At 62.8% G+C, this 21,003-nt stretch carries 14 protein-coding genes; 7 read left to right on the top strand and 7 right to left on the bottom strand.

Translation table 11 applies throughout. The annotated features are described in order from the left end of the window. The first annotated feature begins 77 nt into the window (after nucleotides 1-77). The 7 genes from RAS12_RS07815 (at nucleotide 78) to RAS12_RS07785 (ending at nucleotide 12,708) form a co-directional block, all read left to right on the top strand. Entirely contained in the window at nucleotides 78-2,039 is a 1,962-nt protein-coding gene (locus tag RAS12_RS07815; RefSeq protein WP_306946957.1) for an alpha/beta hydrolase domain-containing protein, read from the top strand. Nucleotides 2,040-2,418: 379 nt separating this feature from the next. Further along, on the top strand, nucleotides 2,419-3,237 hold the full coding sequence (locus RAS12_RS07810) for a transglutaminase family protein (protein WP_306946955.1): 819 nt from the start codon (nucleotides 2,419-2,421) through the stop codon (nucleotides 3,235-3,237). Beyond that, complete coding sequence (locus RAS12_RS07805; protein WP_306946953.1) at nucleotides 3,234-6,554, top strand: transglutaminase family protein; 3,321 nt, start codon at nucleotides 3,234-3,236, stop codon at nucleotides 6,552-6,554. Before RAS12_RS07810 ends, RAS12_RS07805 begins: the two co-directional genes overlap by 4 nt. 49 nt (nucleotides 6,555-6,603) lie before the next feature. Next, nucleotides 6,604-9,183 (top strand): circularly permuted type 2 ATP-grasp protein, encoded by a 2,580-nt coding sequence (locus RAS12_RS07800; protein ID WP_306946951.1) that lies wholly within the window; start codon nucleotides 6,604-6,606, stop codon nucleotides 9,181-9,183. A 31-nt stretch (nucleotides 9,184-9,214) separates the two neighbouring features. Beyond that, nucleotides 9,215-10,183, top strand: coding sequence for a transglutaminase family protein (locus RAS12_RS07795; RefSeq protein WP_306946949.1), 969 nt, complete (start codon nucleotides 9,215-9,217; stop codon nucleotides 10,181-10,183). Next, nucleotides 10,180-11,319 carry a zinc-binding metallopeptidase family protein gene (locus RAS12_RS07790; protein ID WP_306946947.1) on the top strand — a complete coding sequence of 380 codons (1,140 nt, stop codon included), beginning with the start codon at nucleotides 10,180-10,182 and terminating at the stop codon, nucleotides 11,317-11,319. The genes RAS12_RS07795 and RAS12_RS07790 overlap by 4 nt, the downstream gene beginning before the upstream one ends. A 231-nt stretch (nucleotides 11,320-11,550) precedes the next feature. Continuing rightward, nucleotides 11,551-12,708: a Fic family protein gene (locus RAS12_RS07785; RefSeq protein WP_306946945.1), complete on the top strand. Its 1,158-nt coding sequence runs from the start codon at nucleotides 11,551-11,553 to the stop codon at nucleotides 12,706-12,708. Between the two features lie 76 nt (nucleotides 12,709-12,784). On the opposite strand, the gene RAS12_RS07780 is transcribed toward RAS12_RS07785, so the two are convergent. The 7 genes from RAS12_RS07780 to RAS12_RS07750 are packed head-to-tail and all read right to left on the bottom strand — an operon-like array spanning nucleotide 12,785 to nucleotide 20,967. Next, a complete protein-coding gene (locus tag RAS12_RS07780) occupies nucleotides 12,785-14,284 on the bottom strand; it encodes an aldehyde dehydrogenase (RefSeq protein ID WP_306946942.1) in 1,500 nt (499 codons plus the stop codon). After that, on the bottom strand, nucleotides 14,281-15,531 hold the full coding sequence (locus RAS12_RS07775) for a Zn-dependent hydrolase (RefSeq protein WP_306946940.1): 1,251 nt from the start codon (nucleotides 15,529-15,531) through the stop codon (nucleotides 14,281-14,283). Before RAS12_RS07775 ends, RAS12_RS07780 begins: the two co-directional genes overlap by 4 nt. Before the next feature lie 17 nt (nucleotides 15,532-15,548). Continuing rightward, entirely contained in the window at nucleotides 15,549-17,261 is a 1,713-nt protein-coding gene (locus RAS12_RS07770; protein ID WP_306946938.1) for a thiamine pyrophosphate-binding protein, read from the bottom strand. Beyond that, nucleotides 17,258-18,136, bottom strand: a complete 879-nt coding sequence (locus tag RAS12_RS07765; RefSeq protein ID WP_371321295.1) for an HpcH/HpaI aldolase/citrate lyase family protein — start codon at nucleotides 18,134-18,136, stop codon at nucleotides 17,258-17,260. The genes RAS12_RS07770 and RAS12_RS07765 overlap by 4 nt, the downstream gene beginning before the upstream one ends. Before the next feature lie 59 nt (nucleotides 18,137-18,195). Further along, nucleotides 18,196-19,479 carry a TRAP transporter large permease gene (locus tag RAS12_RS07760; protein ID WP_306946933.1) on the bottom strand — a complete coding sequence of 428 codons (1,284 nt, stop codon included), beginning with the start codon at nucleotides 19,477-19,479 and terminating at the stop codon, nucleotides 18,196-18,198. A 10-nt stretch (nucleotides 19,480-19,489) separates the two neighbouring features. Next, nucleotides 19,490-19,972, bottom strand: coding sequence for a TRAP transporter small permease (locus RAS12_RS07755; RefSeq protein WP_306946932.1), 483 nt, complete (start codon nucleotides 19,970-19,972; stop codon nucleotides 19,490-19,492). Then, nucleotides 19,972-20,967 (bottom strand): TRAP transporter substrate-binding protein, encoded by a 996-nt coding sequence (locus RAS12_RS07750; protein ID WP_306946930.1) that lies wholly within the window; start codon nucleotides 20,965-20,967, stop codon nucleotides 19,972-19,974. Before RAS12_RS07750 ends, RAS12_RS07755 begins: the two co-directional genes overlap by 1 nt. Nucleotides 20,968-21,003 lie beyond the last annotated feature (36 nt).

Below are 21,003 nucleotides of genomic sequence, written 5' to 3'. Positions count from 1 at the left end.
CGTCAGCAGGTCCGCGGGGCGCCTTGAGCGCCCCGCGATATTTTTATGTTTACCAGATTCATTCGATAGGAAGTTGCATGCCAAATCGTAAGAACCGCCGCGCAACGCGCCATACCCTGGTGCGGGCATTGACCCCTGTGTTGTTGTTGGGCGCCACATGCGCCCAAGCTGAAGTCACGGGTTTTGAGGTTCAGGAACGCCAGGCGCCCGCATTGGAAGGCCGCGTGTTCGGTGATCATGGCGTGGCTGAGAAGCTGACGGGCGTGGCCACGATCAGTCTGGACCCGGCTGATCCGCGCAATGCCGTGATCGCTGACCTGGCGCTGGCCCCGCGTGATGCGCAAGGCCGTGTGACCGCACGCGCGGATGTTGTCATTCTGCGCCCGGCCAAGCCCAACGGCACCTTGATCGTCGAAGCGCCCAATCGCGGCCGCAAGCTGATCGGCACGGTCGTTGATGGCAGCGGCATCGCCAACAGCAGCCGCCTGGAAAAAGCAGAAGACGCGGGCAATGGCTTTCTGCTGTCGCAGGGATATACCCTGGCGTGGGTAGGTTGGCAGGCCGATGTTCCGAAGGGCGAGGGCATGCGGCTGGATGTGCCGGTAGTCAAAGGCGTAACGGGTCCCGTACGCGACGAATGGATTTTCAAGAAGGCCGCTGCCACGGAGCGCGTCACCCTGAGTTACCCGGCGTCCAAGCAGACCGGGGCACGGTTGTCTGTCCGGGCGCAACGCTTGGATGCGCGTCAGTACCCGGCCGGCCTGTCGTTCCGCTTCATCGACGACAACACGGTGGAGATCACACGCCCCGAGGCAATGCCGGTCGATGCGATCTACGAATTTACCTATGAAGCCCGCGACCCCGGCGTGATGGGCATCGGTTTTGCTGCCATGCGCGATGTGACGGCCTTCCTGGCGCGCGCCGACGTAGCCGCCAATCCGCTGGCGGCGCAGAACGGCGGCCAGATCAAGCAGGTGCTGGGCATGGGTGTTTCGCAATCCGGCCGTTTCCTGCGTGATTATCTGTACCAGGGCTTTAACCAGGACTTGCAGAACAAGCGCGTCTTTGACGGCATGCTGGCGCAGATTCCTGGCGCTCGCCGCACCTTTGCCAATACGCGTTTCGCGCAGCTGTCGCGCAACCCTGGCCCGCATGCGGACGACCTGTACCCGGTGGACCAATTTCCCTTCGCGTACGCTGCGAGCAAAGACCGTTTGACCGGCAAGCTGGACGGGCTGTTGCAGCAGTGCCGGGCGACCAACACCTGCCCCCGCATCATGCAGCTGGATTCAGAATATGAATTCTGGGCTTCGCACGCGAGCCAGTTGGTGACCGATGCGCAAGGCCGCGACTTGCCCCTGCCGCCAGAAGTCCGCGCCTATATGGTGGTGGGATCGCAGCATTTCCCAAGCCCGGTGTCGAAAGCCATGCCGACATGCGCGCTGCCGACCAGCCCCATTGATCCGCAACCCGTCACGCGCGCCTTGGTCGTCGCGCTGGATGCCTGGGTTGGCCAAGGCACTCCGCCGCCCGCCAGCCGGTATCCGACACGCGCACGCGGCACGCTGGTGCAGGCAAAGGGCTTGTATCCGGCCATTCCTGGCCTGCCGTATCACGCAGCGTATGTAGAATCGCGCCTGATTCTGGACGGTTCCCGCTTGCCCATCGTGGAAGGTGAATACCCGCTGTACATGCCCAAGGCGGATGCCGACGGCAATGCCATCGATGGCGTGCGTTTGCCGCAGGTAGCCGCGCCACGCGGCACCTATGTGGGTTGGAATCCCAAGAGCAATAACGCCGAAGGTTTGTGCACCCAGATGGGTAGCGCTGTGCCTTTCGCGCAAACCAAGGCCGAGCGGCTGGAACGCAAAGATCCGCGTCTTTCGATTGAAGAGCGCTATGCAAGCGATGCGGCTTATGTCGATGCGGTGCGCCAGGCCAGCGACGCGCTGGTGCAAGCGCGCCTGTTATTGCCGCAAGACGCTGTGCTGGCCGTCGAAGAGGCCCGCGCCGGCAAGCTTGCCAAGCTGACGCCTTGAACCCTTTTGGGCAGTCGCTTGCAGAACAATTTTGCAAAAGGCTGTAAATAGTCCACTGTCTGGTGACCGGCTGGACCGCAAAGCGCCCTCGGGGGCGCTTTTTCATTTTGGGAACACGGTGAACGCCGGAGCCCGAACAGGGGCGAAACAAGCACCGCTGTGGTGCGCAACTGCTGATTTTCGGGCATATCGGCGAATCCGCGGCATTGCCGCCACCCGATTTCCCCGGCAACTGTCGACAAAATCGCTGTTGTATCGCTTGGCATACAAGTTGCTTCTTTATTTCAATCGCCTCTTGCTACTATCGAGCGTCGCGCCTGCCGGGTAGGGGGCTGGCGGCGTAGTCGTTGCCAGGCGTGACCTTGCAGTGGAGAAGTTCATGAAGCATCTCATCAAGCATGTGACGCGTTACCGTTATGCCGCCCCGGTCAACTACAGCATCCAGACGCTACGGCTGACGCCACGCCGCGACGATCACCAGCACGCGTTGAAATGGCAGATTCAGACGCCCGGTGAAATCCAGGCGCAGGTCGATGCCTACGGCAACGTCACCCATACGCTGACCCTGCATCGCACTCATACCGAAATCGAAATTCATGCCATCGGACAGGTGGACATTCATCCTTTGGCACAAGGCCATGTGGGCGATGAGGACGAGCGCTTGCCGGTGTACATCTATGGCGTGCCCACCGCGCTCACGCTCTGCGATGACAGCGTGCGCGAATTCTGCCGGCGCGTTGTGCCGGCCGGCGTACATACGCCGCAAGATGTGTTGACGCTTAGCGCCGCCATACGCGAACGTGTGGCCTACGCGCCCGCGCTGAACGATATGCCGATAACTGCCGCGCAAGTGCTGGCGGCGGGGCGGGGCAGCAGTCAGGATCACACGCATCTGTTGCTGGCCTGCGTGCGCGCCTTTGGCACGCCTGCCCGTTATGTCAGCGGCTATTGGCACGAGGCGGGTGACGACGCGGCCAGCCACGGCTGGGCCGATGTCTGGCTGGCGGGCCACGGCTGGGTCAGCGTGGATGTGACCCATTTCTGCTTCGCCTCGGACGGCCATTGCCGGCTGGCGGTGGCGCGCGATTATGAATCCGCGTCGCCCGTGCGCTGGCTGCACGGAACGGCCGCGGTGCTATCCATGAATGTTGCCGTAACCCGCGTATCGGCGGCCCCTGTTGACCGGAGAACGCAGTGACGATCCACGTAGCACTCAAGCACGTTACGCAATACAAATATGACCGGCTGGTCGGATTGTCCGCGCAAGTGCTGCGCTTGCGGCCAGCGCCGCACAGCCGCACGCCTATCCTGTCGTATTCACTGACGATTGAGCCGGCGCACCATTTCATCAACTGGCAGCAAGACCCTTTCGCTAACTACCTTGCTCGCTTGAACTTTCCGGAGAAAACGCGCGAGTTCAAGATCACGGTGGACCTGGTTGCGGAGATGGCGGTCTATAACCCGTTTGACTTCTTTCTGGAGCCAGACGCAGAAGACTTCCCCTTTACCTACGATGATGGCCTGGCCCGAGAGCTTGCGCCCTACATGGTGTGCGACAAGGCCACCCCGCTATTCGCGGAATTTCTATCGCGCGTTGATGTGCGCCGGCAGCGCACGGTGGATTTTCTGGTGGGCATCAACCAGCAGGTCCATAAAGAAATCAGCTATCTGATACGCATGGAACCCGGTGTGCAGACGCCGGAGGAAACCCTGGTGCGCAACGCGGGGTCGTGCCGGGATTCCGGCTGGCTGCTGGTGCAGGCACTGCGCCATCTGGGGCTGGCGGCACGGTTTGTTTCGGGCTATTTGATCCAGCTGAAGCCGGACGTGCGAGCGCTGGATGGCCCCAGCGGTGCACAGTCGGACTTTACCGATCTGCACGCCTGGTGCGAGGTCTACCTGCCCGGCGCAGGCTGGATCGGTTTGGACCCAACGTCGGGTCTGCTGGCGGGCGAAGGCCATATTCCGCTTGCAGCGACCCCTGAACCGGGCAGCGCGGCGCCGGTCACGGGCGCGGTCGATGAGGCCGAGGTGGAATTCACGCACACGATGGAAGTCACGCGGGTATTTGAATCGCCCCGTGTGACCAAGCCCTACACCGACGAACAATGGCAGTCCATCCGCGACCTGGGCGACAAGATCGACGACCATCTCAACGGCATGGACGTGCGCCTGACGATGGGTGGCGAACCGACCTTTGTGTCGGTGTCGGACCGCGAGGGCGCGGAATGGAACACGGCGGCGCTGGGGCCAACCAAGCGCGGTTACGCCGTGGAATTGCTGAACCGCTTGCGCGCCCGTTACGGTGGCAACGGCTTTTTGCATTTTGGGCAGGGCAAGTGGTATCCGGGCGAGCAACTGCCGCGCTGGGCTTTGTCGATCTATTGGCGGGCCGACGGCGAGCCCTGCTGGAATGATCCGGCGCTGTTCGCCGATGAACGCCAGCGCAGCGCCTGCACCCGTGCCGACGCGCAGCGCTTCACGTCGCGCTTGTGCGCGCGGCTGGGCGTCGAGGAAAAATTCGTCGTGCCGGGCTACGAAGACACCTTCTATTACTTGTGGCGTGAACGCCGCCTGCCCGTCAACGTGGATCCATTTGACTCGCGTCTTGAAGACGACATGGAGCGCGCGCGCTTGCGGCGTGTGTTCGAGCAGAAGCTGGAAAGCGTCGTCGGGTACGCCTTGCCCATCCAGCCGGGTGAAGACGCCCCGTGGAAATCGGGCCCTTGGTTTCTGCGCGACGAGCGCATGTACCTGTTCCCGGGGGATTCCCCGATGGGTTACCGGCTGCCGCTGGATTCGCTGCCTTGGGTGGCCGAGGGTGATGCGCCCGTAGCTGTGGAACGAGATCCCTTCGAAGTCCGGCGCTCATTGCCGGGCCCCGCACAGTTGTTGACGCAAGCAGGGTCGTCGGGTCGGCACGAGCTAGCGGCTGCGGGCAAGGGTTCGGCAGGTATGGACGCTGCCGCTCCGGCCAAGTTTGAATCCGCTGCTGGGTTGACGCGCACAGCTATGTGCGTGGAAACCCGGGAGGGCATTCTGTATGTGTTCATGCCGCCGTTGCCGCGTCTGGAAGATTATCTGACGCTGACCGCCCAAGTTGAAGCCACGGCGCAGGACCTGGGCGTCAAGATCGTGCTGGAAGGGTATCCGCCGCCTCGCGATCCCCGTCTGAAGGTGCTGCAAGTGACGCCCGACCCAGGCGTCATCGAGGTCAACATCCATCCCGCAAGCAATTGGGCCGAACTGGTCGATCACACGGAATTCCTGTACGAAGCGGCCTTTGAAACCCGCTTGTCCACCGAGAAGTTCATGGCCGATGGCCGCCATACCGGCACGGGCGGCGGAAACCATTTTGTGCTGGGTGGGGCCACGCCCGCCGACAGTCCATTCCTGCGCCGTCCCGACGTTCTGGCCAGTCTGCTGGCCTATTGGGTCAATCATCCGTCGCTGTCATACCTGTTTTCGGGGTTGTTCATCGGGCCGACCAGTCAGGCGCCGCGTATCGACGAGGCGCGCAATGATCAGGTCTATGAGCTGGAACTGGCATTTCAAGAGATCCATCGCCGTTGCGCGGAGCAGGGCGCCAGCGTGCCGCCCTGGATGATCGACCGGGCGCTGCGCAATATTCTGGTGGATGTCTCGGGCAACACGCACCGGTCCGAATTCTGCATCGACAAGCTGTATTCGCCCGATAGCGCCACGGGCCGCCTAGGGTTGCTGGAACTGCGCGCCTTTGAAATGCCGCCGCATGCGCGCATGAGCCTGGCCCAGCAACTGCTGCTGCGCGGGTTGATCGCCCATTTCTGGAAGACGCCGTATACCGCGCGCTTGACCCGCTGGGGCACGGAACTGCATGACCGCTTTCTGCTGCCCACCTTTGTGAAGATGGATTTCGAAGACGTCCTGACCGATTTGAACGAGGCCGGCTACGGCTTCGACGCTGCCTGGTTTGCACCGCATTTCGAATTCCGCTTTCCGCTGTTTGGCGATGTGTCTGCGCGCGGCGTCCATCTGGAACTGCGTGGCGCGCTGGAACCCTGGCATGTGATGGGCGAGGAGGGCTCGTCTTCTGGCACCGTGCGCTACGTGGATTCTTCGCTGGAACGGGTGGAAATACGGGTATCGGGCTTGAACGGCAACCGCTATGTTGTGACGGTGAATGGCCGCGCCTTGCCTTTGCAGCCCACCGGGCGGGTTGGGGAATACGTGGCGGGGGTGCGTTACAAGGCGTGGTCGCCGCCGTCGGCGCTGCATCCCACCATTGCGGCCCATGTGCCGTTGACGGTGGATATCGTTGATACCTGGAACAAACGTTCACTAGGAGGTTGTCAGTACCACGTGGCGCACCCGGGCGGACTGAATCCGGAGTCGTTCCCGATAAATTCCTACGAAGCCGAAAGCCGCCGTTTGGCCCGCTTTGAAAAGATCGGACACACCCCCGGACGCATGGACGTTGCGCCCGCCGTGGTCAGCCGCGAATTTCCGTTCTCTTTGGATTTAAGGCACGATTGACCCCTCTTGGATGTTGAACCCCGGCGCACCCGCCGCCGCTAAAGCTGCTATGCCGCAATTTCTTTTTCAGACTGATCCGTCGCAGGATGTCGCATCCCTGGCGGTTCATGCGGCGTTGCCCGCACGCGCCGGGCACTATGACGAGCTGCGCGACACGGCCGGCGCGCCGGGCGCTACACGGCTGCGCGAACCATGGCCCCGTTTCTTTGAACTGCTGGGCACCAGCGGTTTTGCCGACCTGGACCGGCGGGTGGACATGGTGGCGCGCCAGATCCGTGAAAACGGCATTACCTACAACATCTACGCTGAGGCCAGCGGGTCGGCGCGGCCCTGGTCGCTGGACCTGTTGCCCTTTGTCATCAATGACACGGATTGGGCGGCAATAGAACTTGGCCTGTGCCAGCGCGCCACGCTGCTCAACCGGGTGCTGGCAGATGTTTATGGACCGCAAACCCTGTTGGCCCGAAATCTGATTCCGCCTGCGCTGGTGCTTGGCCATCCGGGATATCTGCGTCCGCTTCGCGGCTACACGCCGCCTGCGGGCACGTATCTGCACATTGTGGCTTTTGATCTGGCGCGCGCCAGCGATGGCGGCTGGTGGGTGGTGTCGCAGCGCACGCAGGCGCCGTCCGGTCTGGGGTACTTGCTGGAAAACCGGCTGACCATCTCAGGTATGTTTCCCGAGGCATTCAAGGAGCTGCGGGTCCAGCATCTGGCCAAGAGTTATCGCCGGCTGATGGACATGCTCTACAAGCTCAGCCCCGGCGGCCGTGACGCGCATACGCCGCCGCGCATTGTGCTGCTGACGCCAGGGCCGTACAACGAAACGTATTTTGAGCAGACGTATCTGGCGCGCTACCTGGGCGTGACGCTGGTGGAAGGCGGCGACCTGGTTGTGCGCGAGAACCTGCTGTATCTGAAGACTTTGCACGGTCTGGAACGGGTACATGCGGTATTGCGCCGGCTGGATGACGATTTTTGCGATCCCTTGGAGCTGCGTTCGGACTCCACGCTGGGCGTGCCAGGCCTGTTGCAGGTCATGCGCGCGGGCAATGTGCTGGTTGCCAACTCGCTGGGCGCCAGTTTTCTGGAGTCGCCCGCGATCAACGGTTTTCTCCCCGCGATCAGCCGCGAATTGCTGAACGAAGATCTGCGTTTGCCGTCGCTGCCGTCATGGTGGTGCGGCGAGGCCGCGGCGCGCGATCAAGTGCTGGCAAATCTGCCGGGAGCGGTGGTCAAGTCGACCTATCCCAGCAATATGCGCGGCGGCTTTGAGCCCGTGATCGGGGGCGCCGTGCCGGCGTCTGAACGCGACGCGCTGCAAGCCCGCATTGCAGAGCATCCCGACGCCTACACCATTCAGGAATACCTGCCGCTGTCACAAGCGCCCAGCTGGAACGCAGGCCGCATCGTGCCGCGCGCGGCGATGCTGCGCGTGTTCGTCATTGCAGACGGCGAGGGCGGGTGGAACGTGCTGCCCGGCGGGCTGACACGCATTGCCAACCGCGAGCAGCAGATCGTGTCGATGCAGCGCGGCGGCAGCAGTATGGATACCTGGGTCACGACCCGGGGCGCGGTGGACACCTTTTCCATGCTGCCGGCCCAACTGCGGCCGGAAGATATTGTGCCGGCCCATCGCCCGGTTTCCAGCCGGGCGGCAGAGAACCTGTTCTGGATGGGACGCTACACGGAACGCGCCGAAAACGATGTGCGGTTGGCGAATGTGGCGCTGAGCTGGCTGAACAGCGACGATGACAATGCTGGCGAGCTGTTTGCCGCCGTTTCCGCGTCATGCCGCCGCAGCGGGCTGGTACCAGCCGCGCCGACCCTGTCGGTGCGCATGTTTGAATCCACGCTGGTGGCCGAATTGGCCGGGGCGGACTCGCAAGGCGGCGTGTTGCGCAACCTGGGCGCGCTGGCGTTTTCGGCGGGGCAGATCCGCGACCGCTTGTCGCCAGACCACTGGCGGCTGGTCGTTACCGCGCACCAGCATTTCACCGAGATGGCGTCCGCGGCCGAAGTCCGTGGCCCTGACGCGCCGGCCTCCACCCCGGATGTGCTGCTGGCCCTGAAGAACCTGGGTACCCAATTGTCGGCCATCACCGGTTCGCAAACCGACCGCATGACGCGAGACGACGGATGGCGGCTATTGACCATCGGGCGGCAGATAGAACGTCTGTCGACGATGAGCCGCCTGCTGGGCGAATGGTTCCAGCGCAATGCCGTGATGGGCGACAGCGGTTTTACGACCCTGCTGGATTTGTTCGACAGCAAGATCACGTATCGCGCCTATTACCCGGGGCGCCAGGAAGTGCCCGCCATGTTGAATCTGCTGGTGCAAGAACCCGCCAACCCGCGTTCGATAGCATGCGTGCTTGGCGTGTTGCGCAAAGAAGTGGCCCGTTTGCCCGGCACGGTGGCGGGACCCGCCGCCGACCTGGTGGGCCTGTTGCCCGCCAGCGATGCCGTCGTGCCGTTGACGGCGTTGTGCCAGCAAACGCAGGGACTGTATGCGGGCGTGCTGGCGCTGACTGAACAGCTGGATACCGCGGCCATTGCGCTGTCCAACGAAATCAGCCGCCGCTATTTCAGCCACGCGGCGGGTTACGACCAGACGCTGACGGCATAAGCCGGTTCTATTTCCTTTCTGATCCTGATCCATGACTCTGCCCACGCCCCTTACCGCCTCACCCCAGACGACGCCTTGCTCTGGCGGGGTGACGCTGGGCGTGGACCATGAAACCGCCTATCGCTACGATGCACCGGTAGAACTTGCGCATCATCTGGGGTATCTGCGTCCCTTGAATGACGCCTGTCAGGTGGTCGAGGCCTACGAATTGACCGTGACGCCCGCACCGGCCGATCTGATTGAGACCATCGACGGGTTCGGCAACACGCGCTGCACCTTCGCGCTGTACGCGCCGCACGAATCGTTGACAGTGCGCGCAAGCAGCCGCGTGACCGTGCACCCGCGCTTCGATCAGCTGGACCCTGATACCGGTTTGCCGTGGGAGGCCGCCGTACAGCGTTTGCGTTACGACGCTGCCGCGCCGTTCGCCAGCGAGGTCGAATTCACCTTCCCGTCGACCTACGTACCGCTGCATGCCGAGCTCCGGGAATACGCCTTGCTGTCTTTCACGCCAGGTCGGCCGGTTGCGCAGGCAGCGGTGGATCTGATGCACCGGATTCATGCCGACTTCAGCTACCAGCCGGCGCACACGCAGGTGTCCACGCCGATTCTCGAAGCGTTTGAAGATCGCGCGGGCGTTTGTCAGGACTTTGCGCATGTGATGATCGGTTGTTTGCGCGCGATTGGCTTGCCGGCGCGGTACGTCAGCGGCTATCTGATGTCGCAGCCGCCCGCAGGCCGGCCACGCCTGATCGGCGCGGATGCGTCACATGCCTGGGTATCGGTTCATTGCGCGGGCATCGCCGTCAATGGCGGTTGGGTAGACCTGGACCCCACCAATGACGTGGTGCCGGGCACTGCCCACGTCATCTTGGCAGTAGGGCGCGATTACAGCGACGTCACGCCTTTGCGGGGCGTGATCCGGGGCGGCGGGCACGAGCTTGATGTGCGCGTAACGGTTGCTCCTATCAACGAATTTCCGACGGAAGGGGATGTATGAGCTATTTCTTCGACGCGATCAACCGCCAGCTGCGCGCTCCGAAACGCCAGCGTGTGCGGCATGCGCGCGCGAAGGCGTTTCAGTGCATTTGCGGGCAACCCATATTTTTTAGCAATACCGAATGCCTGAACTGCCACCGGCAGTTGGGCTTTGACCCCAAGCGCGGCCACGTCCTGGCGCTGGAAGAGGGCAGCGCGCCGGGCGCCTGGCGCGAAGCGGGCCGTGCCCGCGGCAAGACCTATAAACGTTGCGCCAACTACGACATGCCTGCGCTGTGCAACTGGCTATTGCCCGCGCACAGCCCGGACGCGCTCTGCATTGCCTGCAACCTGAACCATACGATTCCGGATCTTTCGGTGCCCGAGAACGGCCCTTTGTGGTTCAAGGTCGAGGCGGCCAAGCGGCAAATGATTGCGCAACTGATGACGCTGGGCTTGCCCCTGCGCCGGTCGGAAACGCCTGACGACGGCGGCCTGGCATTCGACCTGCTGGCGCCCGCCGCAGACGGCACGCCGCTATTGACGGGCCATGCCCAGGGGCTGATCACGATCAACATTCTTGAGGCCGATGACGCGTACCGCGTGAAGGTGCGCGAAGACATGCGCGAACCGTATCGCACGCTGCTGGGTCATTTCCGCCACGAGATCGGTCATTATTACTGGGACCAGTTGATCGCCAATACCTCTTGGCTGACGCCGTTCCGGCAGGTCTTCGGAGACGAACAGGCCGACTACGCCGAGGCGCTCCAACGCAACTACGAACAAGGCCCTCCGGCCGATTGGGCGCTGCATTTCATCAGCACCTATGCGTCCTGCCATCCTTGGGAGGATTGGGCCGAAACCTGGGCGCACTATCTGCATATGATGGACACGCTGGACACCGCGATCAGCTTTGGCGTGACGCGCATGGCCGTCGAGCAATCGTATGAACCCTTCACCACGCAGGCCCTATATGACCCGCAGGACCCCGATGGCGAGGCGTTTCTGTCGTTGATCAACGCGTGGGTTGCCCTGACGGGCGTGTTGAACGAGTTGTCCCGCAGCATGGGCCAGCGCGATTTTTACCCGTTTGTGCTGCCGGCGGAAGTGGTGGGCAAGCTGCAATTTGTGCATCGGGTGGTGAAGGGGGCGGCGTGAAGGGAGGCTAAGGAAGGGTCGAAGGTGCTGAATCAGGAGGTCACCGTAAGACTGGAAAACTGAGTACTTGGATCAGCAAAATATCGAAAGCATGATCGGAAAACGTACCGGAAAAATTACCGGCAATAAATTGGCTTGTTAGTGTATTTTGGTGCAAAAAAATAGCTAATTATCAATTGGTTATAATTAAAAACTGCCAAAATATTTACCGGCAAATTGACCGGCAAAATCATGTACGATTCTCCGCATCAATTCCTTCCTATGCAGCCTTCCGAGGCGTTGCTGGCGGAGCACCGCGCACGCGCTGCCACCGTCGTGAACCAGGCGGCCGAGCTTGCGTCGCTGGCGCATCCCTCCACGCGCGAGGCTTTGCGCGAATTGCTCCGTAGCATGAATTCCTACTACAGCAATCGGATAGAAGGGCAGAGCACTACACCGAAGAACATCGAAGCGGCGTTGCATCACGATTTCTCTGACCGGCCAGAAATTGCGCGATTGCAGCGCATAGCCGTCGCGCATATTGATGCTGAAAAAGAGGTATCAGGCCAGGTGGCGCAACGGTCCGCGCTAGAGGCGGATTTTGTGCAAATTACGCACCACGCCTTGTATAGCCGCCTTGATCCAGACGACCGCTCGTCCAAGGACGGAGTGTCCGTGGAACCCGGCAAGCTGCGCCAGATCGATGTGGCTGTGGGAAGGCATACCCCCCCCGCATGGCACTCGTTGCCGGCATTTATGGCCGCATTTACGCAGCACTATGATCGCCCCCGTTCCGCAGACTCCCAATTGATTGCCATCGCGTGTGCCCATCATCGTATGGCGTGGATGCATCCCTTTGTTGATGGCAATGGACGTGCCGCACGCCTACAAACCCACGCCGCCATGCTGCCTTTCACGAAAGGGCTTTGGTCCGTGAACCGTGGCCTGGCCCGAGAAGTGCAGGACTATTACGGATACTTGGCCGCAGCTGATGCGCCACGACAAGGCGACCTGGATGGCCGAGGCAATCTCACGCAAAAAGGGCTGATTGAATGGGTCGATTATTTTCTGCGGGTGTGTGAAGACCAAGTGGCCTACATGACGCAAATGTTGGCATTGGATTCAATGAAGAAGAAAATTCTGGCGGCTGTTCAAGTTGAGGCGGTTAAAGGAACGTTGCGGCGCGAGGCGGCGCTTCCCATATATCACCTGTTTGCTGCCGGGCCCATTTCCAGGGGCGAGTTCATTCAAATGACAGGTTTGGGGGAGCGGACTGGCCGCTCCCTGTTGGCTGCGACGCTGAAAAGCGGATTGGTTGTGTCAGACCACGCTCGTGGCCCTGTGCGGTTTGGGTTTCCGTTGGACTCACTACCCGTATTGTTGCCAGCCTTGTACGGCGTGGGCGATTGATTGCGCCAGCAAGGTACTGGACGCAGTCCTCAACCTCGGACTGAGCGGCAGACTTACCTGCCGCTGCAATCCGCCGCTACACCGTCAAACTGATCCACGTTGTCTTCAGATCAGAATACTTATCCAGCGCGTGCAAGGACTTGTCGCGGCCAAAGCCCGATTGTTTGACGCCGCCGAATGGCACCGTGATGTCGCCATCGGCATAGCAATTGACCCAGACCAGACCGGCGCGCAGGCGGCGCGACAGCCGGTGCGCGCGCGACAGGTTTGACGTCCATAGGCCCGCGCCTAGTCCGTACACCGAATCATTGGCGAGTTGGACGGCCTCGTCTTCGGTGGCGAAGCGTTGGGCGGCAAGTACCGGGCCGAAGATCTCTTCGCGCACCAGCGAATTGTCCTGGCTTGCGCATTCAAAGATGGTTGGTTCGATGTAATAACCGCCCGTGGCGTTGCGCGCCTGGCTGCCGCCCAGGCGCAGGCTTGCGCCTTCGGCCTTGCCGGCCGCGATGCGGTCCAGCACGCCGCGCATTTGCCGTTCGTCCACCATGGCGCCCATCGCTGTGTTGGGGTCCAGCGGGTCGCCGGGTTGCAGGGTGGCGGCAATGGTGGCGACCTTGTCCATGAAGGCGTCGTAGATGCCGTCTTGCACATACAGCCGCGAACCCGCGATGCAGACTTCGCCTTGGTTGGAAAAAATGGCCAGGGCGGCGGCTTGCGCGGCGCGGTCCAGGTCGGGGCAGTCGTCGAACACGATATGCGGCGACTTGCCGCCGCATTCCAGCCAAACCCGTTTCAAGTTGGATTGGCCCGAATAGGTCATGAAGCGCTTGCCGGTTGCGGTGGACCCGGTAAACGCCACGCAATCCACATCGGGATGCAGACCCAGCGCCTGGCCGGCCACGGCCCCCAGGCCTGGCACCACGCTGAAGACGCCAGCGGGAATGCCCGCTTCTTCGGCCAGAGCGGCAAGCCGGATAGAGGACAGCGATGCCTGTTCGGCGGGCTTCAGGATGACGCTGTTGCCGGCAGCAAGCGCGGGCGCGACTTTCCAGGCCGCCATCATCAGCGGATAGTTCCAGGGCACGACCGCGGCGACCACACCCAGTGCTTCGCGGGTAATGGTGGCCAGCGCATCGGGACCGGTTGGCGCGATCTCGTCGTAGATTTTGTCGATGGCTTCGGCGTACCAGGCATAGCAACGCGCGGTTTCCGGCACGTCGAAGGCAAGCGCGTCGCGTATGGGTTTGCCCATGTCCAGCGTTTCCAGCAGCGCAAGTTCTTCGCGGTGCGTGTCGATGAGGGCAGCCAGGCGCAGCAGACGTTCTTTGCGCTGGCGCGGGGACAGGCCGCTCCAGACGCCGGCTTCAAAAGCGCGGCGGGCCGCCTGCACGGCGCGGTCCACGTCGGCCGCGCCGCAGGCGGCTACATCGGCCAGCTTGCGGCCGTCGATCGGGCTGGAAGCGGCAAAGGTGGCGCCATCAGCGGCGTCGCAGTAGGCGCCGTCGATATAGGCCTGGCCGTTGAAGGACAGGGCGGAGGCACGGGCGTGCCAGTAGGCAGAATCGTGTTGGCTCATGCTTGGGCTCCTTGACCGTTGGCGCGTGCCACCATCGCGTCCAGCAGCACGTTGCAGCCGGCTTCCAGGTCAGCAGGCTTGGCGTCTTCGATTTCGTTGTGGCTGATGCCGTCTTTGCACGGCACGAAGATCATTGCAGTAGGCGTGACGCTGGCCATGTAGACGGCGTCGTGACCGGCGCCGGTCACGATGTCCATAGCGGCCAGCCCGCGCCGGGTGGCGCCTGCGCGCACCTTGGCGACCAGATCCGTATCAAACGGCGTGGGCGGAAAATACTGCACCTGCTTGACGTCCACGGTTACGCCGTGGCGCGCCGCGACCTCGGCGCAGATATCCAGAAAGCGCTGATCCATTTGCGCCAGCGTGGCCTCGTCTTCGTGGCGCAAGTCCACGGTCAGGCGCACCTGACCCGGGATGACGTTGCGTGATCCGGGGTGGGCGTGGATCTCGCCCACGGTGCCACGGCCGTGCGGCTGGTTGTCATTGGCGATGCCGATAACGGCTTGCAGCAGAAAGCTTGTAGCGTAGAGCGCGTCCTTGCGGATCGGCATGGGAGTGGGGCCAGCGTGCATTTCCATGCCGGTCACGACCACGTCGTACCAGCGCAGGCCGAGGGAGCCCGTCACCACGCCGACCACTTTTTCTTCGTGCTCCAGAATCGGGCCTTGTTCGATGTGGGCCTCGAAATAAGCGCCCACTGCGCGGCCGCCTACTGGCTCGGTGCCCGCGTAGCCAATGGCGGTCAGTTCGTCGGCCACCGACTTGCCGTCGCGGTCCCGCGCCGTCAGCGCGACTTCCAGCGGGAACTTGCCCGCGAACACGCCCGAACCCATCATCACCGGCACAAAGCGCGAGCCTTCTTCATTGGTCCAGATGGCCACTTCCAGCGGCGCTTCCGTCACGACACCGTGGTCGTTCAGGCTGCGTATGACTTCCAGACCCGCCAGCACGCCATAGCAGCCATCGAATTTTCCGCCGGTGGGCTGGGTGTCGATGTGGCTGCCGGTCATGATGGGCGGCAGGCTGTCATTGCGGCCGGCGCGGCGGGCAAAGATGTTGCCCACCTGATCGACGCGCAGGGTCATGCCCGCGTCGCGCATCCAGCCGGTGACTAGGTCGCGGCCCTGTCCGTCCAAAGCGGTCAGCGCCAGGCGGCAGTTGCCGCCCTTGGGCGTGGCCCCGATCTGCGCCAGATCCATCAGCGACTGCCACAGCCGCTGTCCGTTGATCGAAATCGTCGTCGTCATGGGTGTCTTCCTGTTTATCAATGGGCTGCGCGGGCAATGCGGGCCTGGGCGGCTTCGCGGATGCCCATCAGTGTTTCGCCGGGGGCAATGCCGTTGGCGTCGTAACGGATTTCAAGCAGCGCGGGCATGCTGTGCTCTTCTGCAAATGCCAGCGCACGTTCAAAGGCCGGGCCGAAGTCAGCGGTGTTATCGACGGCTTCACCGTAGCCGCCGTAACCGCGGATGATTTGCGTGAAATCGGGGTTTTCAAAGCCCAGCGCAATGGTTCGCGCGGGGAACTCGCGTTCCTGATGGGCGCGTATCGTGCCCCAGATGCCGTTGTTGAACACCAGCACGACCACGCCTACGCGGTACTGCAAGGCCACGCCCAGTTCCTGCATGTTCATCTGGAAGCAGCCGTCGCCCGCATAGCAGACGACGGTGCGCTGCCGGTCTTCCAGCTTGGCGGAAATGGCGGCCGGCAGGCCATAACCCATGGAGCCGACCGTAGGCGTCAGGCTGGTGCCCGGGCCGGTGTAGCGGCGATAGCGGTGCGGATACAAGGCGTAGTTGCCAGCGCCCACGGTGATGCAGGCATCGGCCGGAATGTGCGCGTCTACATAGGCAGCCGCCGCGTCCAGGCTCATCGCGCCGGGCGATGGCAAGGGCGTCAGGCTATCTGTCAGCTCTTGATGCGCGGCGCGCACGGCCTCGCCGCGCGGGGCGGCATGGCCCGGGCGCAGGGCAGACACGCTGGCCGCAAAGCTGGCGACGTCCGCCACGATGGCTTGGGTGGGAGAAAACACGCGGCCCAGTTCGGCGGCGTCTGGATAGACGTGGATCAGCTTCTGGCGCGGCAGCGGACTTTCAATGACCGTATAGCCTTCAGTGGTGGCTTCGCCCAGACGCGTGCCCACGGCCAGCACCAGATCGGCGTCTCGCAGGCGCTGGCGCAGGGCCGGTGTCATGGCCCAGCCAACGTGGCCGGCCGCGTTGGGATGGCGTTGGTCAAAGCACTCCAGCCGGCGCCACGCAGTGCCAACGGGCAGCTCGAAGCGTTCGGCGAAACCGGCGATCTGATCGATTGCTGTTTGATGCCAGCCGTTGCCGCCCAGCAGCAGGAACGGCCGTTTGGCCGCGTCCAGCAACTGCGTCATGCGCGTCAGATCGGCGGCGCCCGGGTGGCTGTGCACGCGCGGATAACGCGGCAGATCGGCCACGCGGGCGGTGCCCCACAGCGTGTCTTCGGGCAGGGCGAGCACCACCGGGCCGGGTCGGCCGCTGGTGGCAATGGCAAAGGCGCGGGAAATGTATTCGGGGATACGGTCGGTGCGGTCGATCTGGGCCACCCACTTGGCCATCTGGCCGAACATGCGGCGATAGTCGATCTCTTGGAAGGCTTCGCGTTCCATGAAGTCGTTGCCCACCTGGCCCACGAACAGGATCATCGGCGTGGAGTCCTGGTAGGCGGTGTGCACGCCGATGCTGGCGTTGGTGGCGCCAGGGCCGCGGGTGACAAAGCAGATGCCGGGCTCGCCGGTCAGCTTGCCATAGGCTTCGGCCATATAGGCGGCGCCGCTTTCCTGACGGCAAACGATAGGCTCGATGGCGTCGGTGTGCTCGTTGAGCGCATCGATGCAGGGCAGATAGCTTTCGCCGGGGATCATGAATACGCGGCGCGCGCCATGAATGCGCAGCTGCTGCATCAGAATCTGTCCGCCATTGCGTTCTGGAATTGCGGCTGTCGTCATGCGGAGTCTCCTGGTTGCGGGACGGCCTGCGCGCGGCGCTCGGCGGCCCATCGTTCGAATTGGTCATGGCGCGCCAAGAGGCGGCGCGCAGTGTTGTAAGTGGGGGGATCAATGCGCTCGGCATCGTGGCGGCCAGCGCGCTGGGCCTCGAAACGGGACACGCAGTCGCGGGCGGCGCTGACGTCGGCGGCAGACGGCGTGAATGCCGCGTGGATCAGCGGCACCTGTTCCGCCATCGTCGCGCATTTGGATTTCAGGCCCAGACGGCGCGCCCAGCGCAAATCGGTTTCAAGCGCAGGCAGATCGCGGTAGTTGAAGGGGCAGTCGATCGGCACGCAACCTGCAGCCGTGCAATCCACCAGGAACCGGGCGCGCACGGCGTGCAGCTCGATGCCGTCCTTGCCGCGCTCGGCGCCCAGGCTGGCGGTCAAGTCTTCGGCCGCCAGCAGGCAGGCCGACACGCGCGGGCTGGCGGTCAGGATGTCATAGGCGCGGACCAGTCCCAAGGCGGATTCCAGCGTAGGGACGATACCGGTGCTGCCCGCTGGCAGGCCCAATGTGTTTTCCAGCGCGGTAATGGCAAGATCCAGCGCGATGATCTGCGCCGCGCTTTCCGCGTGGGGCAGGAACACCACGTCTGGCCTGCCAGGCATGACGCCTTGCAGATCCGCCAGGCCATCGTCTTCCAGCTTGTTGATACGTACCGCCGCTACGACGCCATGGGCGCGGCATCTGTCGAACAGCGCAGCGATGCGCGGGCGCGCCAAGGGCCGGTCGGACGGCGCCGTGAACTCTTCCAGGTCGGCAACCAGGGCGTCGGCGCCGCTGGCCAGACCCGCCGCTTGCGCGGCGGCATCCAGACCCGGCACAAACATCCAGCTGCGGCGCAGGTTGGCAGGACGGGGCCGTTGGACGGCTTGATAGTTCGCTTGTGTCATTGCACGTGCCTCGGCAGGAACAGGACCAGTTCAGGAACAAAGGTCAGCAACAGCATGACCGCGGTCATCGCCAGCATCATCCACGACAGCGGACGCAAGGTCTGCATCATGTTGATGCCGCCGATCTTGCACGCCGCCATCAGATCCACCCCCACTGGCGGCGTGTTGGCGCCGATTGCCATGTTGATGGACAGCAGGATGCCGAAGTGCACCGGGTCGATGTTGTAGTGTGCCAGCACAGGCATCACAACGGGCGCCACGATGATGATGACCGGAATCGCTTCCATGAAGGTGCCCAGCAACAGCAGCACCACGGTCAGCACCAGCAGCACGGCGGTCTTGCTGTCGGTCCATTCGACCAGCAGGGTCGATAACGCCTGCGGCACTTGTTCGGCCACCAGCACCCAGGCAAACAGTCCCGACGCGCCGATGATCAGCAAAATGGATGCGCTACTTTCGCCCGTGGATTTCAGGTTGTCCCAAAGGGACTTCAGGCTCAACGAGCGGTACCAGAAAAAGCCGATCAGCAAGGCGTACAGAATGGCGCTGGACGCGGCTTCGGTGGCGGTGAAAATGCCGAAGCGGATGCCGCCGATGATCAGCACGGGCACCATCAGCGCGGGCAAGGCGTCGATGGCGGCGGCGCGCAACTCACCCCAGGAAAACGGCTGGCCGCCCGCCCAGTTGTGTTTGCGCGACTGCCAGATGGCCACGCCGATCAGCGACAAGCCCAGCAGAAGGCCCGGAATGATGCCCGCGACAAACAGCTTGCCCACCGAGGTATCGGTGATCGTGCCGTACACGATCAGCACAATGCTGGGCGGAATAATGGTGGAGGTGGCGCCCGCGCTACCAACCAGAGCGCAGGAAAATCCCTTGTCGTAGCCGCTGCGCGCCATGGCGGGCAGCAACAGACTGCCGATGGCCACCACGTCGGCCACCCCAGACCCTGACAATGCGCCGAACATCAGGCAGGCCAGCACCGCAACCACGGCCAGCCCGCCTTTGATGTCGCCGACAATGGCGGCGCACAAGCGCACAATGCGCTGCGTCAGGCCCGCGCCGTTCATCAGATGAGCGGCCAGAATAAACAGCGGAATCGCCAACAGGGTAAAACTGTCCAGTCCCACCACATACTGCTGCGCGGCAACCATCATGGGCGCCGAATCGTAAACCGCCAGATAGGCCAGGCAAGACAGCACCAGCCCGAACGCAATGGGCATGTCGATCAATACGGTGATCGTAAACACACCCATCAAAAAGAGAGCACCCGAAGACATCTTGTTAATCCTATTCGGTTGCCGTGGCGGCAGGGGCGGGAGAGAACAACTGCGCCAGATGCACCACCACGGTGACCGCGCAGGCAAAAGGCAGGGCCAGGTAAACCGTGCCTGCCGATACGTCCAGCGCGGGCAGCGTCTGGTCCATGGTCAGGTCCGCCAACTGCCAGCCGGCGTAGCCCAGCGCAACCAGTCCCACAATGATCAGCACTTGGTTGATGCGCTCAAACGCGTTCAGCACGCGTTGATTGCGGACCAGAAAGGGCAGCAGGCCGGCCATCAGGTGCGAGCGGTCGTAGCTGCACACGACGCCGCCGATAAAGGCGGACCAGACCAGCACCAGCCGCGGCAGTTCTTCAGCCCAGTGGGGCGTGGTGTGGGTGACGAAGCGGGCGAACACCACATAAGTGATCAGGATCGCCAGCAAGGCCACCGCCAGGGCGGCAAAGGCCTTGCTGATGCCCGACAGAATGGCGGACAGTCGATTAAGCATTACTGGGCCTCGCGGTACTTCTGAACCAATGCCATCAGTTCGGGGCCGTAGGTGACCGAATACGTCTTCCAGACGGGCTGGACAGCGGCGGCGAAGGCGGTCTTGTCGACGTCGTTGACCTGCATGCCCTTTTCCTTCAACTGGGCCACGAATTGCTGATCGCCGTCTGTGATCATCTTGCGCTGGGCGTCGCGCCACTTGTCAGCCGCCGCCTGCACGACCTTCTTGTCGTCAGCCGAAATGCGGTTCCAGACGGGCTTGGAGATGATCAGATTGGCCGGACCCCAGACGTGGCCGGTCAAGGACAGGTATTTCTGGACTTCAAAAAACGACGAGGTATAGATGATGGACAGCGGGTTCTCTTGCGCGTCGAACACCTTTTGCTGCAAGGCCGAATAGAGTTCGCCGAAGGCCAGCGGCGCGGGATTCGCGCCCAGCGCCGTGAAGGTGTCCAGACGCATCTTGTCTGGCGTGACGCGGGTTTTCAGGCCATTCAGGTCTGCCGGTTTGGCAACGGCGCCACGGTTATTCGTGACGTGACGAAAGCCGTTTTCCCACCACGAAATAATGGTCAGGTTTTTCTTGTCTGCCAGCTTGGCCAGCGCTTCACCCAATTCGCCGTCATAGGCCTTGTAGGCTTGCTGCGATGTTGACCAGGTGTAGGGCAGTTCGACGATGCCAAACTTGGGTTCGATCGGCTGCAAGGAACCCGAGCCGATAATGGCGGCGCCCTGGCTGCCGATTTGCAGACCTTCCAGCATGGTCTTTTCATTGCCCAATTGGCCGCTGGGGAACAGCACAAAGTTGACGCGGCCAGCGGTCTTTTCCTTGACCTCAGCGGCAAAACCTTCGGCAGCCTTGTTCCAGCTGTGGCTGGGAGCCAGCACATGGCCCAGCTTGATGTCCACGGCATGGGCGGACAACGGGGCCAGACCGGCCATGGCCATCAGGGCGCCGCCCAGCAGGACGCGGATGTTTCGGGGTGCGTAAGTCATCAAGAACTCCAGAAGCAGATAGGGATGGATGGATCA

This window comes from Achromobacter seleniivolatilans (assembly GCF_030864005.1).
GTDB classification, from domain to species: Bacteria; Pseudomonadota; Gammaproteobacteria; order Burkholderiales; family Burkholderiaceae_B; genus Achromobacter; species Achromobacter seleniivolatilans.
Note: the sequence above shows the minus strand (reverse complement) of the source record. Positions and strands in the feature narration are given on the sequence as shown.